Here is a 19,351-nt window from a genome sequence, read left to right on the forward strand (position 1 = left end):
CGTCTGCGAGCCGGAACAATCCGTATGCCGCGTGAGCTGCCCGTCTTCGTTCCACTGAAGGTATTTATTCCCCCCACGGGCATCGGTTATCTGTACCACCTGGCCGTGGCGGTCATACTGATACCGGGTGTTTTGTTGCAACGGGTCGGTCACGGTAAGAAGATTGCCGCGTTCATCGTACTCACAGCGCCAACTGTTCCCCGTCGCATCCACTTCCGTTTCCGGTTCGTGCCATACCGGGTGCCACTGTGTCTGTGCCACCCGCCCCAGCGGGTCGTGCGTCTCCGTGATATGCCCCAGGCGGTCATACACATAGCGCCATTTGCCGCCCTGAGCGTCGGTCATCCCCAGCAGCAGTCGTTCTTCGTCGCTCCAGCGGAACGTCATCACCTGCCCGGCTTCGTCCTGGTACGCCGTCACCTGATTCTGCGCATCCCACTGATGAAAGCGTGTCCGGCCCGCCCCGTCTGTCACACATACCACACGTTCAGCCATCCGCCAGTCCAGACGGTATCGTGCGCCACTGTCGGTATGGTGGCCCGTCACGCGCCAGCCTGCATCATCCGGCCCTTCATACCAGCCCCACTGGTAATAATACCCTTCGCCGCCGGGCTGCCGGTGCAGCGTCATGCAGTTGTTTTCGTCGTAAGCAAACTCACGCAACAGGTGCCCCGTGCTGTCGTGCACGCCGTTCAGGTGGCCAGCCTCGTCATAGTTGTAACGACGCAGCAGTAAAGGTGCAGTATCAGGGAAATGCTGATAAATCTGTGTCACCCGCCGGGGATGCGCCGCCAGTTCGTAATACAGACGGATGCACGGACGCTGCTGTTCGCCGCGGATTTCAGTGATGCGCCCCCGGTTGTCGTAGTACAGATTCAGACAGTTGCTGTTACGGTCGCCCAGCATTTTCAGCCGCTGGCGCTGCGGGTGATGCGGGTCGGCTTCAAACAGAAAAAAATGTCCATCATCGCTGCTGATAAGCCAGTGCCCCTGCTCACCACGCCGTACTGCCAGTCCTTCACCGGGGCTGTAAAATCCGCTCCCCGGCAGCACGGCTTCCATATCCAGCCGTCGCCCCATACCCGCCACAAAGGTCATGCAGTTTTCGTCCGCGTTACCCGGTGTGCGCTCGAGGCTGACTTCATACATCACGCTCCAGCCCTGACCGAACATCCCATCCGTGCGTTCGTCACGACTGCTGTACACACGCTGCCAGTCCAGCGGAAAGTGGCCCGGCAGGCTGAAATCGAAGTCATCATCATCAGCCAGGTATTTGGCCCCGGTGGCGGCGTTGACCGGATGCGGGAGGGCGCTGATGGCCTTCTGCGTCATCATGCTCATCCCGATACCGGCAGCAAAACAGGCGATTTTAGAAAGCATTTTGCCCGGGCGAAGAAACATCAGCGCCACGGTTGCCACCAGGGTTATCTGCGACCTGCCGCTTCTGATATCCCTGACCACCAGTAACGGACCGCCAATGCGGACATCCGGTGACACAAACGCCCCGTCCCCCGGCGCATTCACCACCCTGGCCTCGCAGGTACAGCGTGCCCCGCTGCGTGCCGCTGGCTGACTGTTGACACGCACATCCCGCGCACCTTCCGCGATATATTCCGCCGCGGGCGGTTCGTCATCACCTTTGAACAGATTACTGATACTACCAATAACCGCATTCACTCCCTGAAAGGCGGTTTCCAGCAGACCGTCCGGACTCAACAGGTTAAGGGCCGTTCCCAGAGGGTCATCCAGAAAGGCGGCTTTTTTTTGTGCGAGTAACTGAGTCAGTGAGGAAGGATGTTTATGGCAGTCGATTTTATCGTCAGGGGTCGGGGTGGAGTCAGGTGCCGCACTGGCCACGGTGGGCTGCCATAGTTCCGACACAAAATGTGTCACGCCATCCACCATCTCAGAACGCCCTTCTTCCGTACTGAGCTGGTCGTGCAGCGCCCGGGACATCAGAACAGGTCCAGTCACCGGATGAACCGCCAGGGCTATTGCCCCCGCCATTTCCAGATATTCCCCGGCCACATCCCGGAACGTTCTGGCGTCCTCCTGACGCTGCGCTTCTTCCTGTTCCGCCTTCGCCTGCGCTTCCTGTGCCTCAATCTCCTGCCGCGATGCCGCTGTGGCCGCTGCCCGCGCGGCAGGTTTGCTGTTGATCAATGTGTCACCAGAGCCGGTGAGGATGTAACCTTCAATCTGAGGCGGGAAAAGCATATCTGCGAGGTCTGAACAGACTTCGCTGACCGTTTCTGTCACGCCGGTGTACACCATCGCCACACCCGCCACAAAACCGGTCAGCAAGACAGCCGTGCACCCCATCGTGATCCCTACTGACGCCGCCAGTAACGAGGTTGCGCCGACAATGAGGGCATCAATAACGACATTTGCGGCCACTTCCAGCACCGCCCCCAGCACATCTGCCATAAACGACGTATGCAGCAGGGCATCACCCTGCCTTGCCGCCCAGAATGCATCTTCCATGTCCCGTTCCCTGTGTGATTAATGCGTCCTGGTTTCCTGCCGTATCCTGAAGCGCAGATTCTTTTTAATTTCAGCCCAGCGCGTCATGTCTGCCGGGGTCAGCGGTGTGGTTCTGGCGTAAGTGAAGGCCATCATGACCCGCTCACCCGGCAATACAAATGCCACCTGACACTGATACACCTGCTCGTTACCCCGGAGAAACTGGCTCTGTATCTCCAGCCCTTCCTCAGCGTCATTAATCCCCACGCGGGTCACCTGCACGGGCGTGTGGTGCAGTTCCCTGACCTGCTTTTCCAGCTTTTTCATTTGCTGTTCAACCTGAGAGGCTAATTCGTCTCCTTCCTGCATCTGACCCCGGCTGATAATGAGTGCGGCGTCGGGATTGCTGAGCCGCAACATATTAATGGTACTGTCCTGAATAATATTCCCGGTGAAAGTTATAACTGTCTCATTGAGGTAATATTCCGTCATAATGGCATGAGTCCTTTTTAATAAACGAATTATTTTTGATGGGTTTTTATTTATTTTTTAGTCATGAAGGTGACGTCTATTGCCGTCTGAAGGGCTGTTTTCTCTAATGCTCCAGGCGGAGGTATATTTGCCGCTCTGTCATTCATGTTTAAATCAAGCTGCCCTGATTGTGTATTTATTTTTCCGTTCTCTGTTGCTGTAATATTAAAATTCTTACAGGTTATATTAAATATTCCGTCACTGGTCATTTGCAGGATAGTTTCTCCGCAGCTAAGAATAATGGAATCTCCCGCAGCAAGGCGTAAATTCTGCACTGTCTGAATTGTTTTATCCCCTCCGGCGAGAGAGATATCATCTGTCTGGACTGTTAGAGAACGTTTCTCACCAATAATCGCAGTTTCTGTTTTATCAATAACTTTAAGGCGATTATTGCCCACCCAATGGCTTTCATTATTATTTACTTCAATGCGTTGATCTTTCTCGGCATGCAACCAGACTTCTTCTCCGCCAGTTTTATCCTCAAAACGCAGGGCGTTAGCATTGGTTGGGCCGCCGCCGATGGTGTGGCTGTAAAACCCGCTTTGCGTCGCTGCGCCCGGTAGTCCCCACGGAGGCATGGTGTCCTGGTTGTATGTCCGCCCCACGATAATGGGTAAATCCGGGTCACCGTTTTTGAAATCCACTAGTACTTCCTGACCAATGCGCGGGATCTGAATGCCACCGAATCCTTTACCCGCCCACGGATAACTGACACGGATCCAGCAGGAGCTGTTTTCGTCATTCTTACCGTAACGATCCCAGCCAAACTGAACTTTCACCCGGCCATATTTATCCGTCCAGATTTCCTGCCCCGCCGGGCCAGTCACGATGGCGCTCTGCGGACCTTTGGTATGGGGTTTGCTCAGAGTTCGCTGCGGACGGTAAACTTCATTGGTGGGATGCAACTCAAAGCTGGTTGAGTAAGAGAAGTGCTGCTCCTGGCCGCTGTGTTGCGCATTGTCCTGTATAAATAGTGTGGTCTGTGCCAGCAGATATTCCCGGTTCACTTCGGCTGTTGGATAGTTTTCCAGGATGAAGGTAAAACCTGTCATCAGGGTACGAATATTGCCACTGCCCTGTACCCGACTACCGGGGCTACGCTGTTCTTCCATGCGGATGCGTGTCAGCATTTCACCTTCACTCTTTGTGAAGTAGTCTCCCGGCCATTCGTAGTGCTCATATTCAGCAAGGCCGGTTTCACGTGGATTAGCCACGGTGCTCTTCAGCAGTGAACGCGGCTTCATAAAGTCGAAATCATTCAGCACCCACTGTCCGCTGCGCAGGCTTTCATTTGCTGTGATGGTATGGATAAACTCCTTGTCCAGTTTCAGCCCTTTCTGGTAATAACACACCAGCGGCGAATCTGCGCATGTCTTGTGGACATTAATGGCATCAGCCAGCACTAACGTGTGACTGTTCTCGCTGTGCTCAAACCACCAGTAGATACCCCACTCCTGCATCAGGCGCTGAATAAAATCAAAATCTGTTTCACCGTACTGCACCTGCCAGGTGCGAGTCGGATAATTTTCCACCAGTCGTTTTTCCACTGGCCAGGGGTACTCATCCAGTACCTCATCCAGGATGTCCACCACGTTTTTATTCTGAAACGCTTTGTAGTCACTCGTGTGGGTCAGTATTTTTAACCACGGTTCGATCCGCAGTTCATACACCACCGAACGTCCTTGATGACCAGCCACGCGCGCCGCCGTCACCAGCCCGCTGATATACCGTTTTCCGCCGCCATCCAATTCGATATGGACGCACAGATCTTTGCCTACCATCGATTTGAGCTGCAGGTTGGCTGCGGGGGAAACATAGCCTATGTTCAGGGTGTCAGGAGTTTTTAATTTAATAGAATAAGTAAATAGTTCCCCTACTGTTTCTGTACCACCTAAGCTTGCGAACAGTAACATTCCATCAGGAACAGCGCTGCCGCTCAAAGTCACGTTATGCTTACCCGATCCAATTAGTGTGCCGGATGGGTAATCTGTAGCTGTAAAACTCATAATTAATCCTTTTAACTAGGAATGGCTAAGTGCTAATAAGAAATCTTACAGAGAAGAAAATATATAAAATATTCGTCGTTGGCATAAAACACCTCAATACTTATGAGTGCTACTGAAGGTACTATCAACCATATATACCATGAAGAATGCACAGTCATGTTACCCTGGCGAAAATATTCACCTGAAGCACATTAATAAAACCAATGAAATTATTTAACTTGTCATTTGATATGATTATCATCAAGTCTTAAAATACGTCCCCCTGTTCTAATTATGCTAAAACCATAGTATTCTTTTTTACTTCCGGAAGAGAGCATATATTTTCCGATATAAATAACATCTGAAGATAGCTCATTTATGTCAATACATACGGGATCGAACTGACCAGTCACTCTTTTCAGTTTTATTGCATTACCATATTTACCTTCATATAAAATATAATTTGAAATCATATTCCCATCGTCTGGTTTTGAACAAACCCGTGCGTCTTGTAAATATATATTACCGGGCAACAATGGACGAACATAATCACCAACAGTGCATCCCGATAAAAAGAGCAACAAAAATAATCTCTTCATATGACGCCCGCAGGAAATAAATTAAGCACCTTTTTGTATTTTTCCGATAGAGTATTCGCTGATTCAGTTGTATCTCCTACATAGTTAACATTTGCCAAATCAGCTACCAATCCATAGTTAATCAATAGCCAATAATCAGCAACTATAGATGCTTGTTGTTCCATTGAATAAGAAGCAATTGACTGTAAATTAAGATCGTAATGATAATTTGCCGCCCAGGAAAACAAACCACGCAACTTAACTGAATACCCTTTCTGATATTGCCAAACATGCATCATTTCATGAATAAATAAGTGAGAAGCACCAGCTACTGTTTCACGATCGCCAGGCATTGCTTGCGATGAAAAATCTGAACTATAAACAGCATCAGGATAATACATTTCCCCGTTTGGGGTCATCGCTGTTCTTTCCCCTTGACCTGGCAAGGGTTTTTCATTGTGGATCCATACCTTGTTATAATCAATTGTATTCTCAAAAATCGATCTGGCTAATGTTAATTCACCAGATGTCATTCTCCTTAATGACATCTCATTCCTTCTGGAAATAATATTTTTCAGATAAAAAACAAACGTTCTTTTATTATTTATTAAATAGGGTTCTCTTTGATGTTCAACATTTCCACTTTATGCAGTGTTGATGACATCATCTTCATAGACAATGAAATCAAAGCAAGTTATCAAAGTTTCCCATTACGATTACTTAACATTAACTCTCAGTATCTTTGTTTATCTATCTTCAATATCAATAGTTGATACAAATGATTGCACGGATAACATAATCTTCATCAATTAATTAATATCTGTAAACGCTACCGCCCCACCCTGATATCATGATCTGCACGTGGCTATCTTAACGTGATGCTCCATACATTAGTAATGTAAATCATGAATTCGGAATATATCAAATTCACTTCATAAATTAATATCGAGAATGATATACATATTAAAATTATATTGAAGTAATGTTTTAAGAGTTGTATTCCCCTGAAACCAGTCATACGCCAGTCCCTCACTGTTCAGTGATAATCAGCGAAGGGATATGTTGGCGACCAACCACACTAGTGACCACTGAAACCACGGGCGTTCAGAGCGACGAACGAGGAACAAAAGATCTGGTCTGCAATCGAGTACCCTCAACGCAACAATAGTTGTATCAGTCATAATTTCACCAGATTGCTATTTTGTCGTCAGTCGCTTTTATACCCATACATTTAGAGCGGGATCATTTTGCATCGTTACACGATAACAGGTAGGATTCTGCGCCGACAGTTATACCCATAAAGAATAATGGTGAAGGCTGTCATTGCCACGGTGAATAAACAAACCATGTGGTGTCATATATAACCTTTTAGCGAGAAACTCAGGGAGCGCAATGAGTAAACACGACACAGATACTTCAGATCAACACGCCGCGAAACGCCGCTGGCTTAATGCCCACGAAGAGGGCTATCACAAAGCGATGGGTAATCGCCAGGTGCAGATGATCGCCATTGGTGGCGCGATTGGTACTGGTTTGTTTTTAGGCGCAGGTGCCCGACTACAAATGGCGGGACCAGCACTGGCACTGGTTTATTTAATCTGCGGCTTGTTTTCGTTTTTTATTTTGCGTGCGTTGGGTGAGTTGGTATTACATCGCCCTTCCAGTGGCAGTTTTGTCTCATATGCCCGTGAGTTTTTGGGTGAGAAAGCCGCTTATGTTGCTGGCTGGATGTACTTCATCAACTGGGCAATGACCGGGATTGTCGATATTACTGCAGTTGCACTGTATATGCATTACTGGGGCGCGTTTGGCGATATTCCACAATGGGTATTTGCGCTCGGGGCATTAACCATCGTCGGCACCATGAATATGATAGGTGTAAAATGGTTTGCAGAGATGGAGTTCTGGTTTGCGCTGATTAAAGTTCTCGCCATTGTTACCTTTCTGGTCGTGGGTACAGTGTTCCTCGGTAGCGGTCAGCCACTGGATGGCAACACCACAGGATTTCATTTAATTACCGATAATGGCGGTATCTTCCCCCACGGTTTATTGCCTGCACTGGTGTTGATTCAGGGCGTAGTATTTGCTTTCGCTTCCATTGAGATGGTGGGAACTGCCGCCGGAGAATGTAAAGATCCGCAGACCATGGTGCCTAAAGCCATTAACAGCGTGATTTGGCGTATTGGTCTGTTTTATGTCGGTTCCGTGTTGTTGCTGGTGATGTTATTGCCGTGGAGTGCGTATCAGGCGGGGCAAAGTCCGTTTGTGACGTTCTTCTCTAAACTTGGCGTGCCGTACATCGGCAGCATTATGAATATCGTGGTGCTGACCGCCGCACTCTCCAGCCTGAACTCTGGCCTGTACTGCACCGGACGTATTTTACGCTCAATGGCAATGGGCGGTTCTGCACCAAGTTTTATGGCGAAAATGAGTCGCCAGCATGTTCCGTATGCCGGGATTCTGGCGACGCTGGTCGTGTATGTTGTCGGCGTATTCCTCAATTATCTGGTGCCGTCGCGCGTTTTTGAGATTGTGTTGAACTTTGCGTCGCTGGGAATTATCGCTTCGTGGGCGTTTATCATTGTTTGCCAGATGCGCCTGCGTAAAGCGATTAAAGAAGGTAAAGCGCAGGAAGTCAGTTTTAAACTCCCCGGCGCGCCCTTCACTTCCTGGCTGACTTTACTGTTTTTGCTGTGCGTCCTGGTGCTGATGGCGTTCGATTATCCGAACGGGACTTATACCATCGCGGCACTGCCGGTTATCGGTATTCTGCTGGTTGTGGGTTGGTTTGGTGTGCGTAAACGCGTTGCCGAAGTTCACAGCACTGCGCCAGTCATCGAGGAAGATGAAGAAAAACAGGAAATTGTGTTTAAGCCTGAAACGGCGAGTTAATTGCAAAATTGCCCGGTTTAAAGCCGGATGCGGCGTAAATGCCTTATCCGGCTAACAAACTCTAAATAAATCAAATAATTATGCATGTTGTAGGCCTGATAAGACGCGACAGCGTTGCATCAGGCATTGTGCTCCGCTTGCCGGATGCGGCGCTAGCGCCTTATCAGGCCTACGAAAGACAAACTCCCCTGTGTCGATTACAGCGCAATACGAATCACATCGTCCGGCTGGGTAGCTTCCTGCTGTTTAGTGGATTTTTGTTTAACACTGACATACAGCGTTTTGCCATCGGCAGACAGCGCCAGGCTGTTCGGATGGGTCGGCGTATCGAACGTTTTCACTACCTTGTAGGTTTTCGCGTCAATCACACTGACTTTACCTGCCTGACGATGTGTCACATAGGCTTCATTACGCGCCGGGTTAAACAGCACAGCCAGTGATTCCGGTGCCGCTACCTTCGCCAGAATATTGCCTTCACGAGTATCAACCACCAGCACTTCCGCAGCTTTGGAGTCGGTGATAAACGCACGCTGGTTGGCGGTATCGAGACTAATGTTGATAAAGAAGTGCTCTTTGCCATCATCCAGCAACTTTTTACGGCTCAAAATTTTGTTGTCGGTGGTGTCGATAGTAATCAATTCACCGTCAGCGTTGGTGGTATAGAGACGTTTGCCTTTGCTATCCAACGCCAGGCCAGTGCTCATTTTACCGGTGTTCTGGATGGCAGTTTTCAGTTTGATATTCTCACCGTCAATCACCCAGATCACGCTCTCCTTCCCAATACCGCTGATGTAAACGGTATTCGTGGCATCATCTGCTACCAGTTCACGCGGCTGCAGCGGGCGCACCTCTTCCGTGCGCTTACGATCATCCAGCACCAGACGCCCTTTCACTTCGCCCGTTTTGGCATCGATCGCCGTGACCGCGCTGTTTACGGTGTTACCAAACCACAACGTCTGGGTGGCATTGTTAATGGTGGCGCCAAACGGTTTGAGATCATTATGAATCACCTGAGTCACTTCCAGAGTGACCGGATCGAGACGATAAACCACCCCGCCTTTATCCAGTTTGCGGCTTTGCGATGTAGCGAGCCACAGCGCATTTTCCTGCTGGCTATAAGCCATTTCGTAAGCGCCTTTACCTACCGCTTTACGCAGCATTTCTTCCGCTGCCTGCGTGCTGAACGATGAAGCAACGAGCAATGAACCTAACAGTAATGAACCACGCAGACGCGATGAGAACAGATGACGTAAATGCATGACGACTCCCTTTGATGAACCGATATTTTTGCTGCTTCACAATGCTTCGCTGAGCGTAATCTTCGTTACACCCTTGTTATAAATGGGAATGGTAATCATTATTTTCTCAAATGTGGAGTATTTCTTGCTGTTACGACTACAATTTTCTCAATTGGTTAACGTATCGTGCCGTTTTGTTTTCTATAAATTTACAAATTCATTACCATAGCGATGTTTTTCCATTCTTAACCTGGCTTTTTTCATGAAGATTTTTTCCGTCCGACAGACTGTTTTATCTGCGCTGATTGTCCTTTCCCCATCCGTTTTTGCCGCCAATGAACAAACCATGATTGTGAGTGCCACACCACAGGTGGTTTCAGAGCTGGATACCCCAGCGGCGGTCAGTGTGGTTGATGGCGAAGAGATGCGCCTGGCAACACCGCGCATTAACTTGTCTGAATCACTGACCAGCGTGCCTGGTTTACAGGTACAAAACCGGCAGAACTATGCGCAGGATTTACAGTTGTCGATTCGTGGATTTGGTTCCCGCTCTACTTACGGGATCCGCGGGATTCGCCTGTATGTGGACGGCATTCCCGCCACCATGCCCGACGGGCAAGGACAAACGTCTAATATCGATTTAAGTAGCGTGCAAAACGTGGAAGTACTGCGTGGCCCCTTTTCCGCCCTCTATGGCAACGCTTCCGGTGGGGTGATGAATGTCACCACACAAACGGGGCAACAACCGTCAGGCATTGAAGCCAGCAGTTACTATGGCAGTTTTGGTAGCTGGCGTTACGGGTTGAAGGCAACGGGAGCAATGGGTGACGGCACACAGGCTGGCGATGTCGATTACACCGTTTCGACCACACGTTTTACGACCCACGGCTACCGTGACCATAGTGGTGCACAGAAAAATTTAGCCAATGCCAAATTGGGCGTACGTATTGATGATGCCAGCAAATTAAGCCTGATTTTTAATAGTGTGGATATCAAAGCAAACGACCCTGGTGGGTTGACCGAAGCAGAATGGAAAGCGGATCCGCAACAAGCTCCTCGCGCTGAACAGTACGATACACGGAAAACCATCAAGCAAACTCAGGCTGGAGTGCGTTATGAGCGTAGTCTTAGCGCCAGCGATGAGATGAGCGTGATGATGTACGCGGGTGAGCGTGAAACGACCCAGTACCAGTCAATCCCGATGGCACCACAACTTACCCCGTCACACGCAGGCGGCGTGATTACGCTGCAACGCCATTATCAGGGAATAGACAGTCGCTGGACACACCGCGGCGAACTGGGTGTTCCGTTCACTTTAACCACCGGTTTAAACTATGAAAACATGAGTGAAAACCGCAAGGGCTACAATAACTTCCGCTTGAATTACGGCATACCAGAATACGGGCAAAAAGGTGATTTGCGCCGCGACGAGCGTAATCTGATGTGGAACGTCGATCCCTATTTACAGACCCAGTGGCAACTGACTGACAAACTGTCACTGGATGCTGGCGTGCGCTATAGCTCAGTATGGTTTGATTCCAACGATTATTACATTACTCCCGGTAACGGCGATGACAGCGGAGATGCCAGTTATCACAAATGGCTGCCAGCCGGATCGTTAAAATACGCCATCACCGATGCCTGGAATATCTATCTGGCAGCGGGACGCGGCTTTGAAACGCCGACCATTAATGAACTTTCATACCGTGCCGATGGGCAAAGCGGGATGAACTTTGGTTTAAAACCGTCCACCAACGATACAATCGAAATCGGCAGTAAAACGCGTATTGGCGATGGTCTGTTTAGCCTCGCAGTGTTCCAGACCGATACTCATGATGAAATCGTTGTCGATAGCAGTAGCGGTGGGCGTACCACTTATAAAAATGCCGGGAAGACGCGTCGTCAGGGAGCCGAGCTGGCGTGGGATCAACGTTTCGCCGGAGATTTCCGCGTAAAAGCGTCGTGGACCTGGCTTGATGCAACATATCGCAGCAACGTTTGTAACGATCAGAACTGTAATGGTAACCGGATGCCAGGGATCGCCCGCAATATGGGCTTTGCGTCTTTAGGTTACGTACCAGAAGAAGGCTGGTATGCCGGTACAGAAGCGCGATATATGGGCGATATTATGGCTGATGACGAAAACACGGCAAAAGCGCCCTCTTATACTCTCGTTGGTTTGTTTACCGGCTATAAATATAATTACCGCAATATGACGGTGGATTTATTTGGCCGGGTCGATAATTTATTCGACAAAGAATATGTCGGATCGGTGATTGTTAATGAATCCAATGGCCGATATTACGAGCCAGCACCTGGACGGAATTATGGTATTGGCGTAAATCTCGCATGGCGGTTTGAATAATATTACGTGGTGGCGGTATAACACCGCCACCTGTTTTGTTAATTGTCATCCGCCACACGAATAACGACTTTGCCGAAGTTTTTACCTTCTAACAGGCCAATAAAAGTCTGTGGGGCATTTTCTAAACCGTCGGTCATTTGCTCGCGATAATGGATTTTCCCCTCTTTCACCCATTGCCCCATCTCCTGCTGGAACTCATGGATCCGGTGCCCATAATCCTGGCTGATAATAAAGCCTTGCAGACGAATACGTTTTTTCAGCACCGTGGCCATCAGCAACGGTAAACGATCCGGACCAGATGGCAATTCCGTCGCATTATAGCCGCTCACTAAGCCGCAGACAGGAATGCGCGCGGATGTATTGAGCAACGGCAACACGGCATCAAACACTTTACCGCCCACATTTTCATAATAGATATCAACACCTTTCGGACACGCCTTCGTCAGTTGCTCAGCAAAATCATCCGCATGGTGATCAAGGCAAACATCGAAACCCAGTACATCAGTAGCATGGCGGCATTTTTCAGCGCCACCGGCAACACCCACCACCCGACAGCCTTTCAGTTTGCCGATTTGCCCCACCGTTGCGCCAACAGGGCCGGTTGCAGCAGCAACCACCAGCGTTTCCCCCTTTTTAGGTTGACCGATATCCAGCAAGCCCATATAAGCGGTAAAACCAGGCATCCCCAGCACACCCAGCGACCACGAAGGGTTTTGTGGCTGATCGCCAAGTTTCACCAGTTCATCACCGCTGGATATGTCGTAGTCCTGCCAGCCGCTGTAGCCCAGCACCCAGTCGCCAGGCTGGTAGTCCGGATGATTTGATTCCACCACCCGGCTCACCGTGCCGCCAACCATCACGCCACCAATATCAACCGGTGGTGAATAGGATGGCTCATCGCTCATGCGCCCGCGCATATATGGGTCCAGCGACAGATAAACTGTGCGCAGTAACACCTGACCTTCACCTGGCGTGGCAACGTCATCTTCTTCCAGACGGAAATTCTCCGGAACCGGCGCTCCATGCGGACGCGAGGCCAGAACCCAACGGCGGTTACGCTGCTTTTGTTGCCCCATAATGATCTCCTGTGCTTTTGGCATGAATCCATCAATGGTAGCAGGCTCACGTGGTGAGATGTGTTTGTATGCATCACATTCGTCCAGCAACACACAATAATTTCATTATAGATTGCGTTGCTTCCGGCTGTTTTCGATAGTATTGATAGCATCATTACTATTCGATGTTTTATAGAGGCTCGACATGTCCATCCGTTTTGCCCGCAAAGCCGATTGTGCTGCAATTGCAGAAATTTATAACCACGCCGTGTTGTATACGGCGGCTATCTGGAACGACCAAACGGTGGATGCAGATAACCGAATCGCCTGGTTTGAAGCGCGAACATTATCCGGTTATCCGGTGCTGGTGAGCGAAGAAAATGGCGTTGTCACGGGGTATGCCTCATTTGGTGACTGGCGTAGTTTCGACGGTTTTCGCCATACAGTGGAACATTCGGTATATGTTCATCCGGATCATCAAGGCAAAGGTCTTGGGCGCAAATTGTTAAGCCGGTTGATTGATGAAGCGCGGGATTGCGGGAAGCATGTCATGGTTGCCGGGATCGAGTCGCAAAATCAGGCCTCGCTGCATCTACACCAGTCGCTGGGATTTGTCGTCACCGCACAAATGCCGCAGGTAGGCACTAAATTTGGTCGCTGGCTGGATCTCACCTTTATGCAGTTGCAACTCGACGAACGCAGTGAACCGGACGCTATCGGATGAATCAGTCGCTTACCCTTGCCTTTTTGATCGCCGCCGGGATTGGCCTGGTGGTGCAAAACACATTGATGGTGCGCATCACTCAGACCTCCTCCACCATTCTCATCGCCATGCTACTGAACTCACTGGTGGGAATTGTGCTGTTCGTGTCTATTTTGTGGTTTAAACAAGGGATGGCAGGGTTTGGCGAACTGGTGTCCAGCGTGCGTTGGTGGACTCTAATCCCTGGTTTGCTGGGATCATTTTTTGTCTTCGCCAGTATCAGCGGGTATCAAAATGTGGGGGCGGCAACGACCATTGCGGTACTGGTCGCCAGCCAACTTATTGGAGGTCTGGTACTGGATATTTTCCGCAGTCATGGCGTGCCACTTCGGGCGTTGATTGGTCCAATTTGCGGAGCGGTTTTATTGGTAGTTGGCGCCTGGTTGGTGGCCAGACGCACGTTTTAATCAGAGGATGGTGCCGCCTTTCGTTAACTGTTCGTGGCGCGCTTCCATATCTTCTTTATGCTTGCGTCCGTGATGGGCGATTGCTGTGCGCAAACGCTGTTGCTGGGTGTAGCGATCTTCCCGGCTTAACTCTGCGTCATCGCTCAGGGCGATTAACAATTCGTTCATATTGGCAATGACGCTCTCCTCAATCGCGGCATCCACGCGCGCGATGACCTCATCCAGATGCGACATACTTTCTCCTTAGCCACTTGTGAAATTTATCGATTCACTCAAATGATATAAGTCTGCGTTGTGCCGTCAAGCCAGCGAGTAAGATTTAAAACAGTGAAAACAGTAGCGCCACTGGAAAACTCATCGGCCATGTGATCCCCACCAGAAAGGCGCTCAGAAAGCGAATGCTCTTCTTATCGTGGGAAAGAAACCAGGTAATAAGAAAGGCGATTACTGCCATAACAGCATAAAAAACAAGCAAACATTGAAAAAGAGACATGTACAGGCATCCAGCCAGGTGAATAAAACGCGCGCAAATATGCGTCATTTCTTGATGCGCATCAAGTTTTCAATCCATTTAAGATAAATTCAATAACCTACGGCATGCTCTTGTCCATCTTCAGAATGAGTATGATTGCGGATTTTCCCAACCCGTACTATACACATAGGGGCTATGACAAAAGGTGGCAAAAATGAACGTTTCCAGTAAAACTGTAGTGTTGATAAATCTCTTTGCTGCTGTTGGGTTGTTTACTCTTATCTCTATGAGATTTGGTTGGTTTATTTGATGTAGCGATATTGCACGCAGCACGTACTGTCAGAGAGAAATCAACTCTCTGACAGTAGGTTAGATCCTCTCACACTCTCCAGATTTACAACACTATCCTTAATGCTTAACCATTACGTGGCGTACTACGGTGTAATCTTCCAGCCCATAAAGTGACATATCTTTGCCATAACCTGAAAGTTTCTGCCCGCCGTGCGGCATTTCACTGACCAGCATGAAGTGGGTATTGACCCAGGTGCAGCCATATTGCAGACGAGCGCTCACGCGATGCGCCCGACCGACATCTTTCGTCCACACCGAAGAGGCCAACCCGTACTGACTGTCATTCGCCCAGTTAACCACTTGCTCTTCGTTGTCGAAGGCCGTCACGCTCACTACCGGGCCAAATACCTCTCTTTGAACGATGGCATCTTCTTGTAACGCACCGGCCAGCAGTGTAGGCGCATAATAATAACCGTTACCCTGCCGTTTTTCACCGCCGGTGATCACCTTAATGTGTCCCGTCGCCTTCGCCTCTTCCACCGCCCTGCTGACGCGTTCGAGATGTGCCAGTGAGCTTAACGGCCCCAGCTCTGTGGCCCCATCATCCGGTGCGCCAGATTTTAACGTTGCCACTGCGGCACCGAGTTTTTCCACCAGCGCGTCGTAAATACCTTTTTGCGCGTAGATACGACAGGCAGCAGTGCAATCTTGTCCGGCATTGTAATAGCCAAAGGTGCGCACACCTTCGACCACTGCTTCAATATCTGCATCATCAAAGACAATCACTGGTGCTTTACCGCCCAGTTCCATGTGGGTGCGCTTTATGGATGGTGCTGTATGGCTGATGATGTGCTCACCGGTAGCGATAGACCCCGTCAGCGACACCATGCGCACTTTTGGATGTCCGGTCAGCGGATCACCCACCGTTTTACCTCTGCCAAACAGTACGTTGATCACGCCTGGCGGGAAGATATCTTTCGCCAGTTCTGCCAGTTTCAACGCAGTCAGCGGTGTAATTTCTGATGGTTTAAGCACTACGCAGTTCCCCGCCGCCAGCGCCGGAGCCAGTTTCCACGCTGCCATCATCAACGGGTAGTTCCAGGGGGCGATAGAGGCCACAACACCTAATGGATCGCGGCGAATCATTGATGTATGACCTTCAAGATATTCACCCGCCGCCAGACCATTCAGGCAGCGCGCAGCACCGGCGAAAAAGCGAAAGACATCGACAATCGCCGGAATCTCATCATTAAAAGCACTATGCAGCGGTTTGCCACAGTTACGGGACTCCAGTTCGGCAAAAACCTGACCGTTCTCTTCGATAACATCCGCCAGTTTCAGCAGGCATTCCGCACGCATTTTCGGCGTGGTTTGCCCCCACCCGACAAATGCGGCATCTGCCGCGCGAACAGCGGCATCAACCTGCTCTGCGGTTGCCTCGGCAATCTCCAGTAATACTTCTCCCGTTGCCGGATTATAGACAGGCTGTTTTTCCCCTTCGCCGCTGACCAGTTCTCCGTTAATCAGTAACTTATGTTGCATAGCATATTCCCATTTCAGTGGTTATTGACCCTTGTCGCCTTCACGGGTTAGCCACCAGGCCCCCAGGATCGGCAAGGTTGTTACCAACATAACCAGCAGTGCCACAACGTTGGTTACCGGTACATCACGCGGTCGCCCAAGCTGATTGAGCAACCACAGTGGTAACGTCCGTTCGTGACCCGCGGTAAAAGTCGTCACGATGATTTCATCGAACGACAAGGCAAACGCCAGCATTCCCCCCGCCAGTAACGCCGAACTGAGATTCGGCAACACCACGTAGCGGAAGGTTTGCCAGCCATTGGCTCCAAGATCCATTGACGCTTCCACCAGACTCCACGAGGTACGGCGAAAACGGGCGATGACATTGTTGAAGACGACCACCACGCAAAAAGTCGCATGACCAACCACGATAGTGAAAAAGCCTGGCTCCAGATTGATCGTTTTAAAGGCCGTTAATAGTGCGAGACCAGTGACAATGCCAGGCAATGCAATGGGTAACAGCAGTAACAGTGAAATGGCGCTTTTGCCGAAAAAGTCACGCCGCCAGAGCGCCGCGGCCGCCAGTGTTCCTAACACCAGCGCGATGAATGTCGCCAGCGTCGCCACTTTAAGTGACAGTGTCACGGCATCAAGAATATCGCTACGCTGTGCTGCTATGCTGAACCAGCGCAGCGTCAAGCCTTGTGGTGGAAAACTAAATGCGGCTTCCTCGGTGTTAAACGCATAGGCGGCGATAATCAAGATGGGAAAATGGAGAAAAAGCACGCCGCCCCAGGCCGCCAGTTTGAGGAACAACGGTGCGCGTTCAGAGTGCATCGAACGCCCCCATGCGTTTCACGAACGCCAGATACAGTGCGATAAGAACAATCGGCACCAGAGTGAAAGCTGCAGCCATCGGCATATTGCCAATCGCCCCTTGCTGGGAGTAGACCATGTTGCCGATAAAATACCCCGGCGGCCCCACCAATTGCGGAACGATAAAGTCGCCCAGCGTTAGCGAGAAGGTAAAGATAGAACCTGCGGCAATACCCGGGATCGCCAGCGGTAACACCACATAGCGGAAAGTTTGCCGTGGGCGCGCGCCGAGATCTGCCGATGCCTGCAGCAGTGACGGGGGTAAACGCTCCAGCGCTGCCTGCACAGGCAGGATCATGAACGGCAGCCAGATATAAAGAAACACCAGAAAACGCCCCAGCCCGGAAGTAGACAGTGTATTGCCGCCCACAGCCGGAAGTGTCAGGAACGCCGTCAGCAGTGGCTCCAGCCCCAGATGTTGCAAAAACCACTGCGCTACGCCATCTTTCGCCAGCAATAACGTCCAGGCATAGGCTTTAACAATGTAGCTCGCCCACATCGGTAACATCACCGCAATATAAAAAAACGCTTTCATTTTGCCGCTGGTGTAGCGCGCCATGTACCACGCCATCGGAAAGGCCAGAATAGCGCTGGCGATGGTCACCGCCACTGCCATCGTCAGTGTGCGGATGATGATGTCGTAATTAGCCGGGTTAAACAGTGCGCGTATATTCGCCAGCGTCAGTTCCGGCGTTACCGACATAGTGAAATCATCAAAGGTATAAAACCCCTGCCATAACAGTGTCAGCAGCGAGCCGAAATAGACGATGCCAAACCACATCAACGGGCCAAGCAGCAGTAAAAACAACCCAAGCCCCGGTTTACGCCAGAAAAAACCCGACATCTTCCCCATGCCGGGGCGCGCAGGTGACTGCAATACGTTCATCGCCATTCACCTCTCCTCAACCAGAGGCACCATCACATCGCGGGACCAGGAAACCATCACCTGTTGACCAGGCGTGAGCGTGGCGGGTAGTTCTTCGCCCGTCATGTTGCCCAGACTGACCAGCAGTTTTTCACCGCCGCTAAGTTTCAGTTCAAAACGAGTCGTCGCCCCCTGATATTGCACCGCCTGGATCGTGCCATTGGCCTGCACTTCGCCAGGTGTATTGAGGCGGATATGTTCCGGGCGCAATGCGAAGCTCCCCATCATGCCGCAAAGTTTCTCCGCAATCAGCGGCGCAAAAACGTTGGATGTCCCGACAAATCCCGCGACAAATGGCGTACGCGGACGCATATAGAGATCGCGCGGTGAATCAACCTGCTCAATACGTCCATTATTGAAAACCGCCACGCGATCGGACATCGATAATGCTTCGCCCTGATCGTGGGTGACAAAGATAAAAGTGATTCCGAGGGATTGTTGCAGCTTTTTCAGTTCCAGTTGCATCTGCTCGCGCAGCTTAAGATCCAGTGCGCCGAGCGGCTCATCCAGTAGCAACACGCGCGGTTCGTTCACTAACGCTCTGGCGATGGCGACCCTCTGGCGTTGACCACCGGAAAGCTGTGACGGCTTACGTTGCAGCACGAAACCAAGCGCCACTTTTTCCAGCGCCTCTTGCGCCATGATGTAACGCTGTTTTTTCTCAACGCCTTTGACCATCAACCCGTAGGCCACGTTATCGAGAATCGACATATGGGGAAACAGCGCGTAGTCCTGGAAAACGGTATTAACATCCCGCTCCCACGGTGGCAGATTGCTGGCGGGTTTACCAAAAATAGTAATTGCCCCGCCAGAAAGCTGTTCGAATCCAGCGATTAGCCGCAGACAGGTGGTTTTTCCGGAGCCGGACGGCCCCAGCATTGAAAAGAACTCACCATCTTTTATCGCAATACTGACGCCATCTACCGCGCGCACGTCACCGTACAACCGAGAAACGTTGTCAAACTCCACTGCGTACGTCATAAAACACC

General features: G+C 50.5%; 18 protein-coding genes. 5 read left to right on the top strand and 13 right to left on the bottom strand.

Annotated elements, in window-relative coordinates; all coding sequences use genetic code 11:
* The 5 genes from A31E_RS14820 to A31E_RS14800 form a co-directional block, all read right to left on the bottom strand.
* The coding region (locus A31E_RS14820) for a DUF6531 domain-containing protein (RefSeq protein WP_016248710.1) at nucleotides 1-2,484 on the bottom strand (2,484 nt) is incomplete at its 3' end.
* 18 nt (nucleotides 2,485-2,502) lie between these two features.
* Nucleotides 2,503-2,955 (bottom strand): DcrB-related protein, encoded by a 453-nt coding sequence (locus A31E_RS14815; protein WP_000141610.1) that lies wholly within the window; start codon nucleotides 2,953-2,955, stop codon nucleotides 2,503-2,505.
* 50 nt (nucleotides 2,956-3,005) lie between these two features.
* Nucleotides 3,006-5,000: a type VI secretion system Vgr family protein gene (locus tag A31E_RS14810; RefSeq protein ID WP_001516408.1), complete on the bottom strand. Its 1,995-nt coding sequence runs from the start codon at nucleotides 4,998-5,000 to the stop codon at nucleotides 3,006-3,008.
* A gap of 221 nt (nucleotides 5,001-5,221) precedes the next feature.
* Entirely contained in the window at nucleotides 5,222-5,578 is a 357-nt protein-coding gene (locus tag A31E_RS14805; protein WP_016248711.1) for a hypothetical protein, read from the bottom strand.
* The gene (locus A31E_RS14800; RefSeq protein ID WP_016248712.1) at nucleotides 5,575-6,105 is read right to left on the bottom strand and encodes a hypothetical protein; all 531 of its coding nucleotides are present in this window, start codon (nucleotides 6,103-6,105) and stop codon (nucleotides 5,575-5,577) included. The genes A31E_RS14805 and A31E_RS14800 overlap by 4 nt, the downstream gene beginning before the upstream one ends.
* Nucleotides 6,106-6,949: 844 nt before the next feature.
* Between A31E_RS14800 and ansP the strand changes: the two genes are divergently transcribed.
* Entirely contained in the window at nucleotides 6,950-8,449 is a 1,500-nt protein-coding gene (ansP, locus tag A31E_RS14795; protein ID WP_001516412.1) for an L-asparagine permease, read from the top strand.
* A gap of 197 nt (nucleotides 8,450-8,646) precedes the next feature.
* On the opposite strand, the gene A31E_RS14790 is transcribed toward ansP, so the two are convergent.
* Nucleotides 8,647-9,708, bottom strand: a complete 1,062-nt coding sequence (locus tag A31E_RS14790; RefSeq protein WP_000550691.1) for a 7-bladed beta-propeller protein YncE — start codon at nucleotides 9,706-9,708, stop codon at nucleotides 8,647-8,649.
* Between the two features lie 241 nt (nucleotides 9,709-9,949).
* On the opposite strand from A31E_RS14790, the gene pqqU reads away from it, so the two are divergent.
* Nucleotides 9,950-12,052, top strand: a complete 2,103-nt coding sequence (gene pqqU / locus A31E_RS14785) for a TonB-dependent receptor PqqU (RefSeq protein ID WP_000689392.1) — start codon at nucleotides 9,950-9,952, stop codon at nucleotides 12,050-12,052.
* A gap of 38 nt (nucleotides 12,053-12,090) precedes the next feature.
* Here the strand turns inward: pqqU and curA are convergent, their stop codons facing one another.
* Nucleotides 12,091-13,128 carry an NADPH-dependent curcumin/dihydrocurcumin reductase gene (curA, locus tag A31E_RS14780; protein ID WP_016248713.1) on the bottom strand — a complete coding sequence of 346 codons (1,038 nt, stop codon included), beginning with the start codon at nucleotides 13,126-13,128 and terminating at the stop codon, nucleotides 12,091-12,093.
* 184 nt (nucleotides 13,129-13,312) lie between these two features.
* Here curA and A31E_RS14775 point away from each other — a divergent pair, with 184 nt between their 5' ends.
* Together A31E_RS14775 and A31E_RS14770 are read left to right on the top strand one after the other, a co-directional pair.
* Nucleotides 13,313-13,831, top strand: coding sequence for a GNAT family N-acetyltransferase (locus A31E_RS14775; RefSeq protein ID WP_001516415.1), 519 nt, complete (start codon nucleotides 13,313-13,315; stop codon nucleotides 13,829-13,831).
* Complete coding sequence (locus tag A31E_RS14770; RefSeq protein ID WP_001076542.1) at nucleotides 13,828-14,277, top strand: DMT family transporter; 450 nt, start codon at nucleotides 13,828-13,830, stop codon at nucleotides 14,275-14,277. The genes A31E_RS14775 and A31E_RS14770 overlap by 4 nt, the downstream gene beginning before the upstream one ends.
* Here the strand turns inward: A31E_RS14770 and ydcY are convergent, their stop codons facing one another.
* A complete protein-coding gene (gene ydcY, locus A31E_RS14765; RefSeq protein ID WP_016248714.1) occupies nucleotides 14,278-14,511 on the bottom strand; it encodes a DUF2526 family protein YdcY in 234 nt (77 codons plus the stop codon).
* An 85-nt stretch (nucleotides 14,512-14,596) separates the two neighbouring features.
* On the bottom strand, nucleotides 14,597-14,770 hold the full coding sequence (locus A31E_RS14760) for a GhoT/OrtT family toxin (RefSeq protein WP_001516416.1): 174 nt from the start codon (nucleotides 14,768-14,770) through the stop codon (nucleotides 14,597-14,599).
* A 193-nt stretch (nucleotides 14,771-14,963) separates the two neighbouring features.
* On the opposite strand from A31E_RS14760, the gene yncL reads away from it, so the two are divergent.
* Nucleotides 14,964-15,059, top strand: a complete 96-nt coding sequence (gene yncL, locus A31E_RS24120; RefSeq protein ID WP_071985532.1) for a stress response membrane protein YncL — start codon at nucleotides 14,964-14,966, stop codon at nucleotides 15,057-15,059.
* Between the two features lie 98 nt (nucleotides 15,060-15,157).
* Here yncL and patD read toward each other — a convergent pair whose 3' ends face one another.
* Genes patD through A31E_RS14740 form a run of 4 tightly spaced genes read right to left on the bottom strand, consistent with a single transcriptional unit; the run spans nucleotide 15,158 to nucleotide 19,343 of the window.
* Nucleotides 15,158-16,582 carry an aminobutyraldehyde dehydrogenase gene (gene patD, locus A31E_RS14755; RefSeq protein ID WP_001163919.1) on the bottom strand — a complete coding sequence of 475 codons (1,425 nt, stop codon included), beginning with the start codon at nucleotides 16,580-16,582 and terminating at the stop codon, nucleotides 15,158-15,160.
* A gap of 21 nt (nucleotides 16,583-16,603) precedes the next feature.
* The gene (locus A31E_RS14750; protein WP_000555487.1) at nucleotides 16,604-17,398 is read right to left on the bottom strand and encodes an ABC transporter permease; all 795 of its coding nucleotides are present in this window, start codon (nucleotides 17,396-17,398) and stop codon (nucleotides 16,604-16,606) included.
* A complete protein-coding gene (locus tag A31E_RS14745) occupies nucleotides 17,388-18,329 on the bottom strand; it encodes an ABC transporter permease (RefSeq protein ID WP_001516417.1) in 942 nt (313 codons plus the stop codon). Before A31E_RS14745 ends, A31E_RS14750 begins: the two co-directional genes overlap by 11 nt.
* On the bottom strand, nucleotides 18,330-19,343 hold the full coding sequence (locus tag A31E_RS14740; RefSeq protein WP_016248715.1) for an ABC transporter ATP-binding protein: 1,014 nt from the start codon (nucleotides 19,341-19,343) through the stop codon (nucleotides 18,330-18,332). It lies immediately after the preceding gene.
* Nucleotides 19,344-19,351 lie beyond the last annotated feature (8 nt).

This window comes from Escherichia sp. KTE159 (assembly GCF_000408805.1).
GTDB lineage: Bacteria > Pseudomonadota > Gammaproteobacteria > Enterobacterales > Enterobacteriaceae > Escherichia > Escherichia marmotae.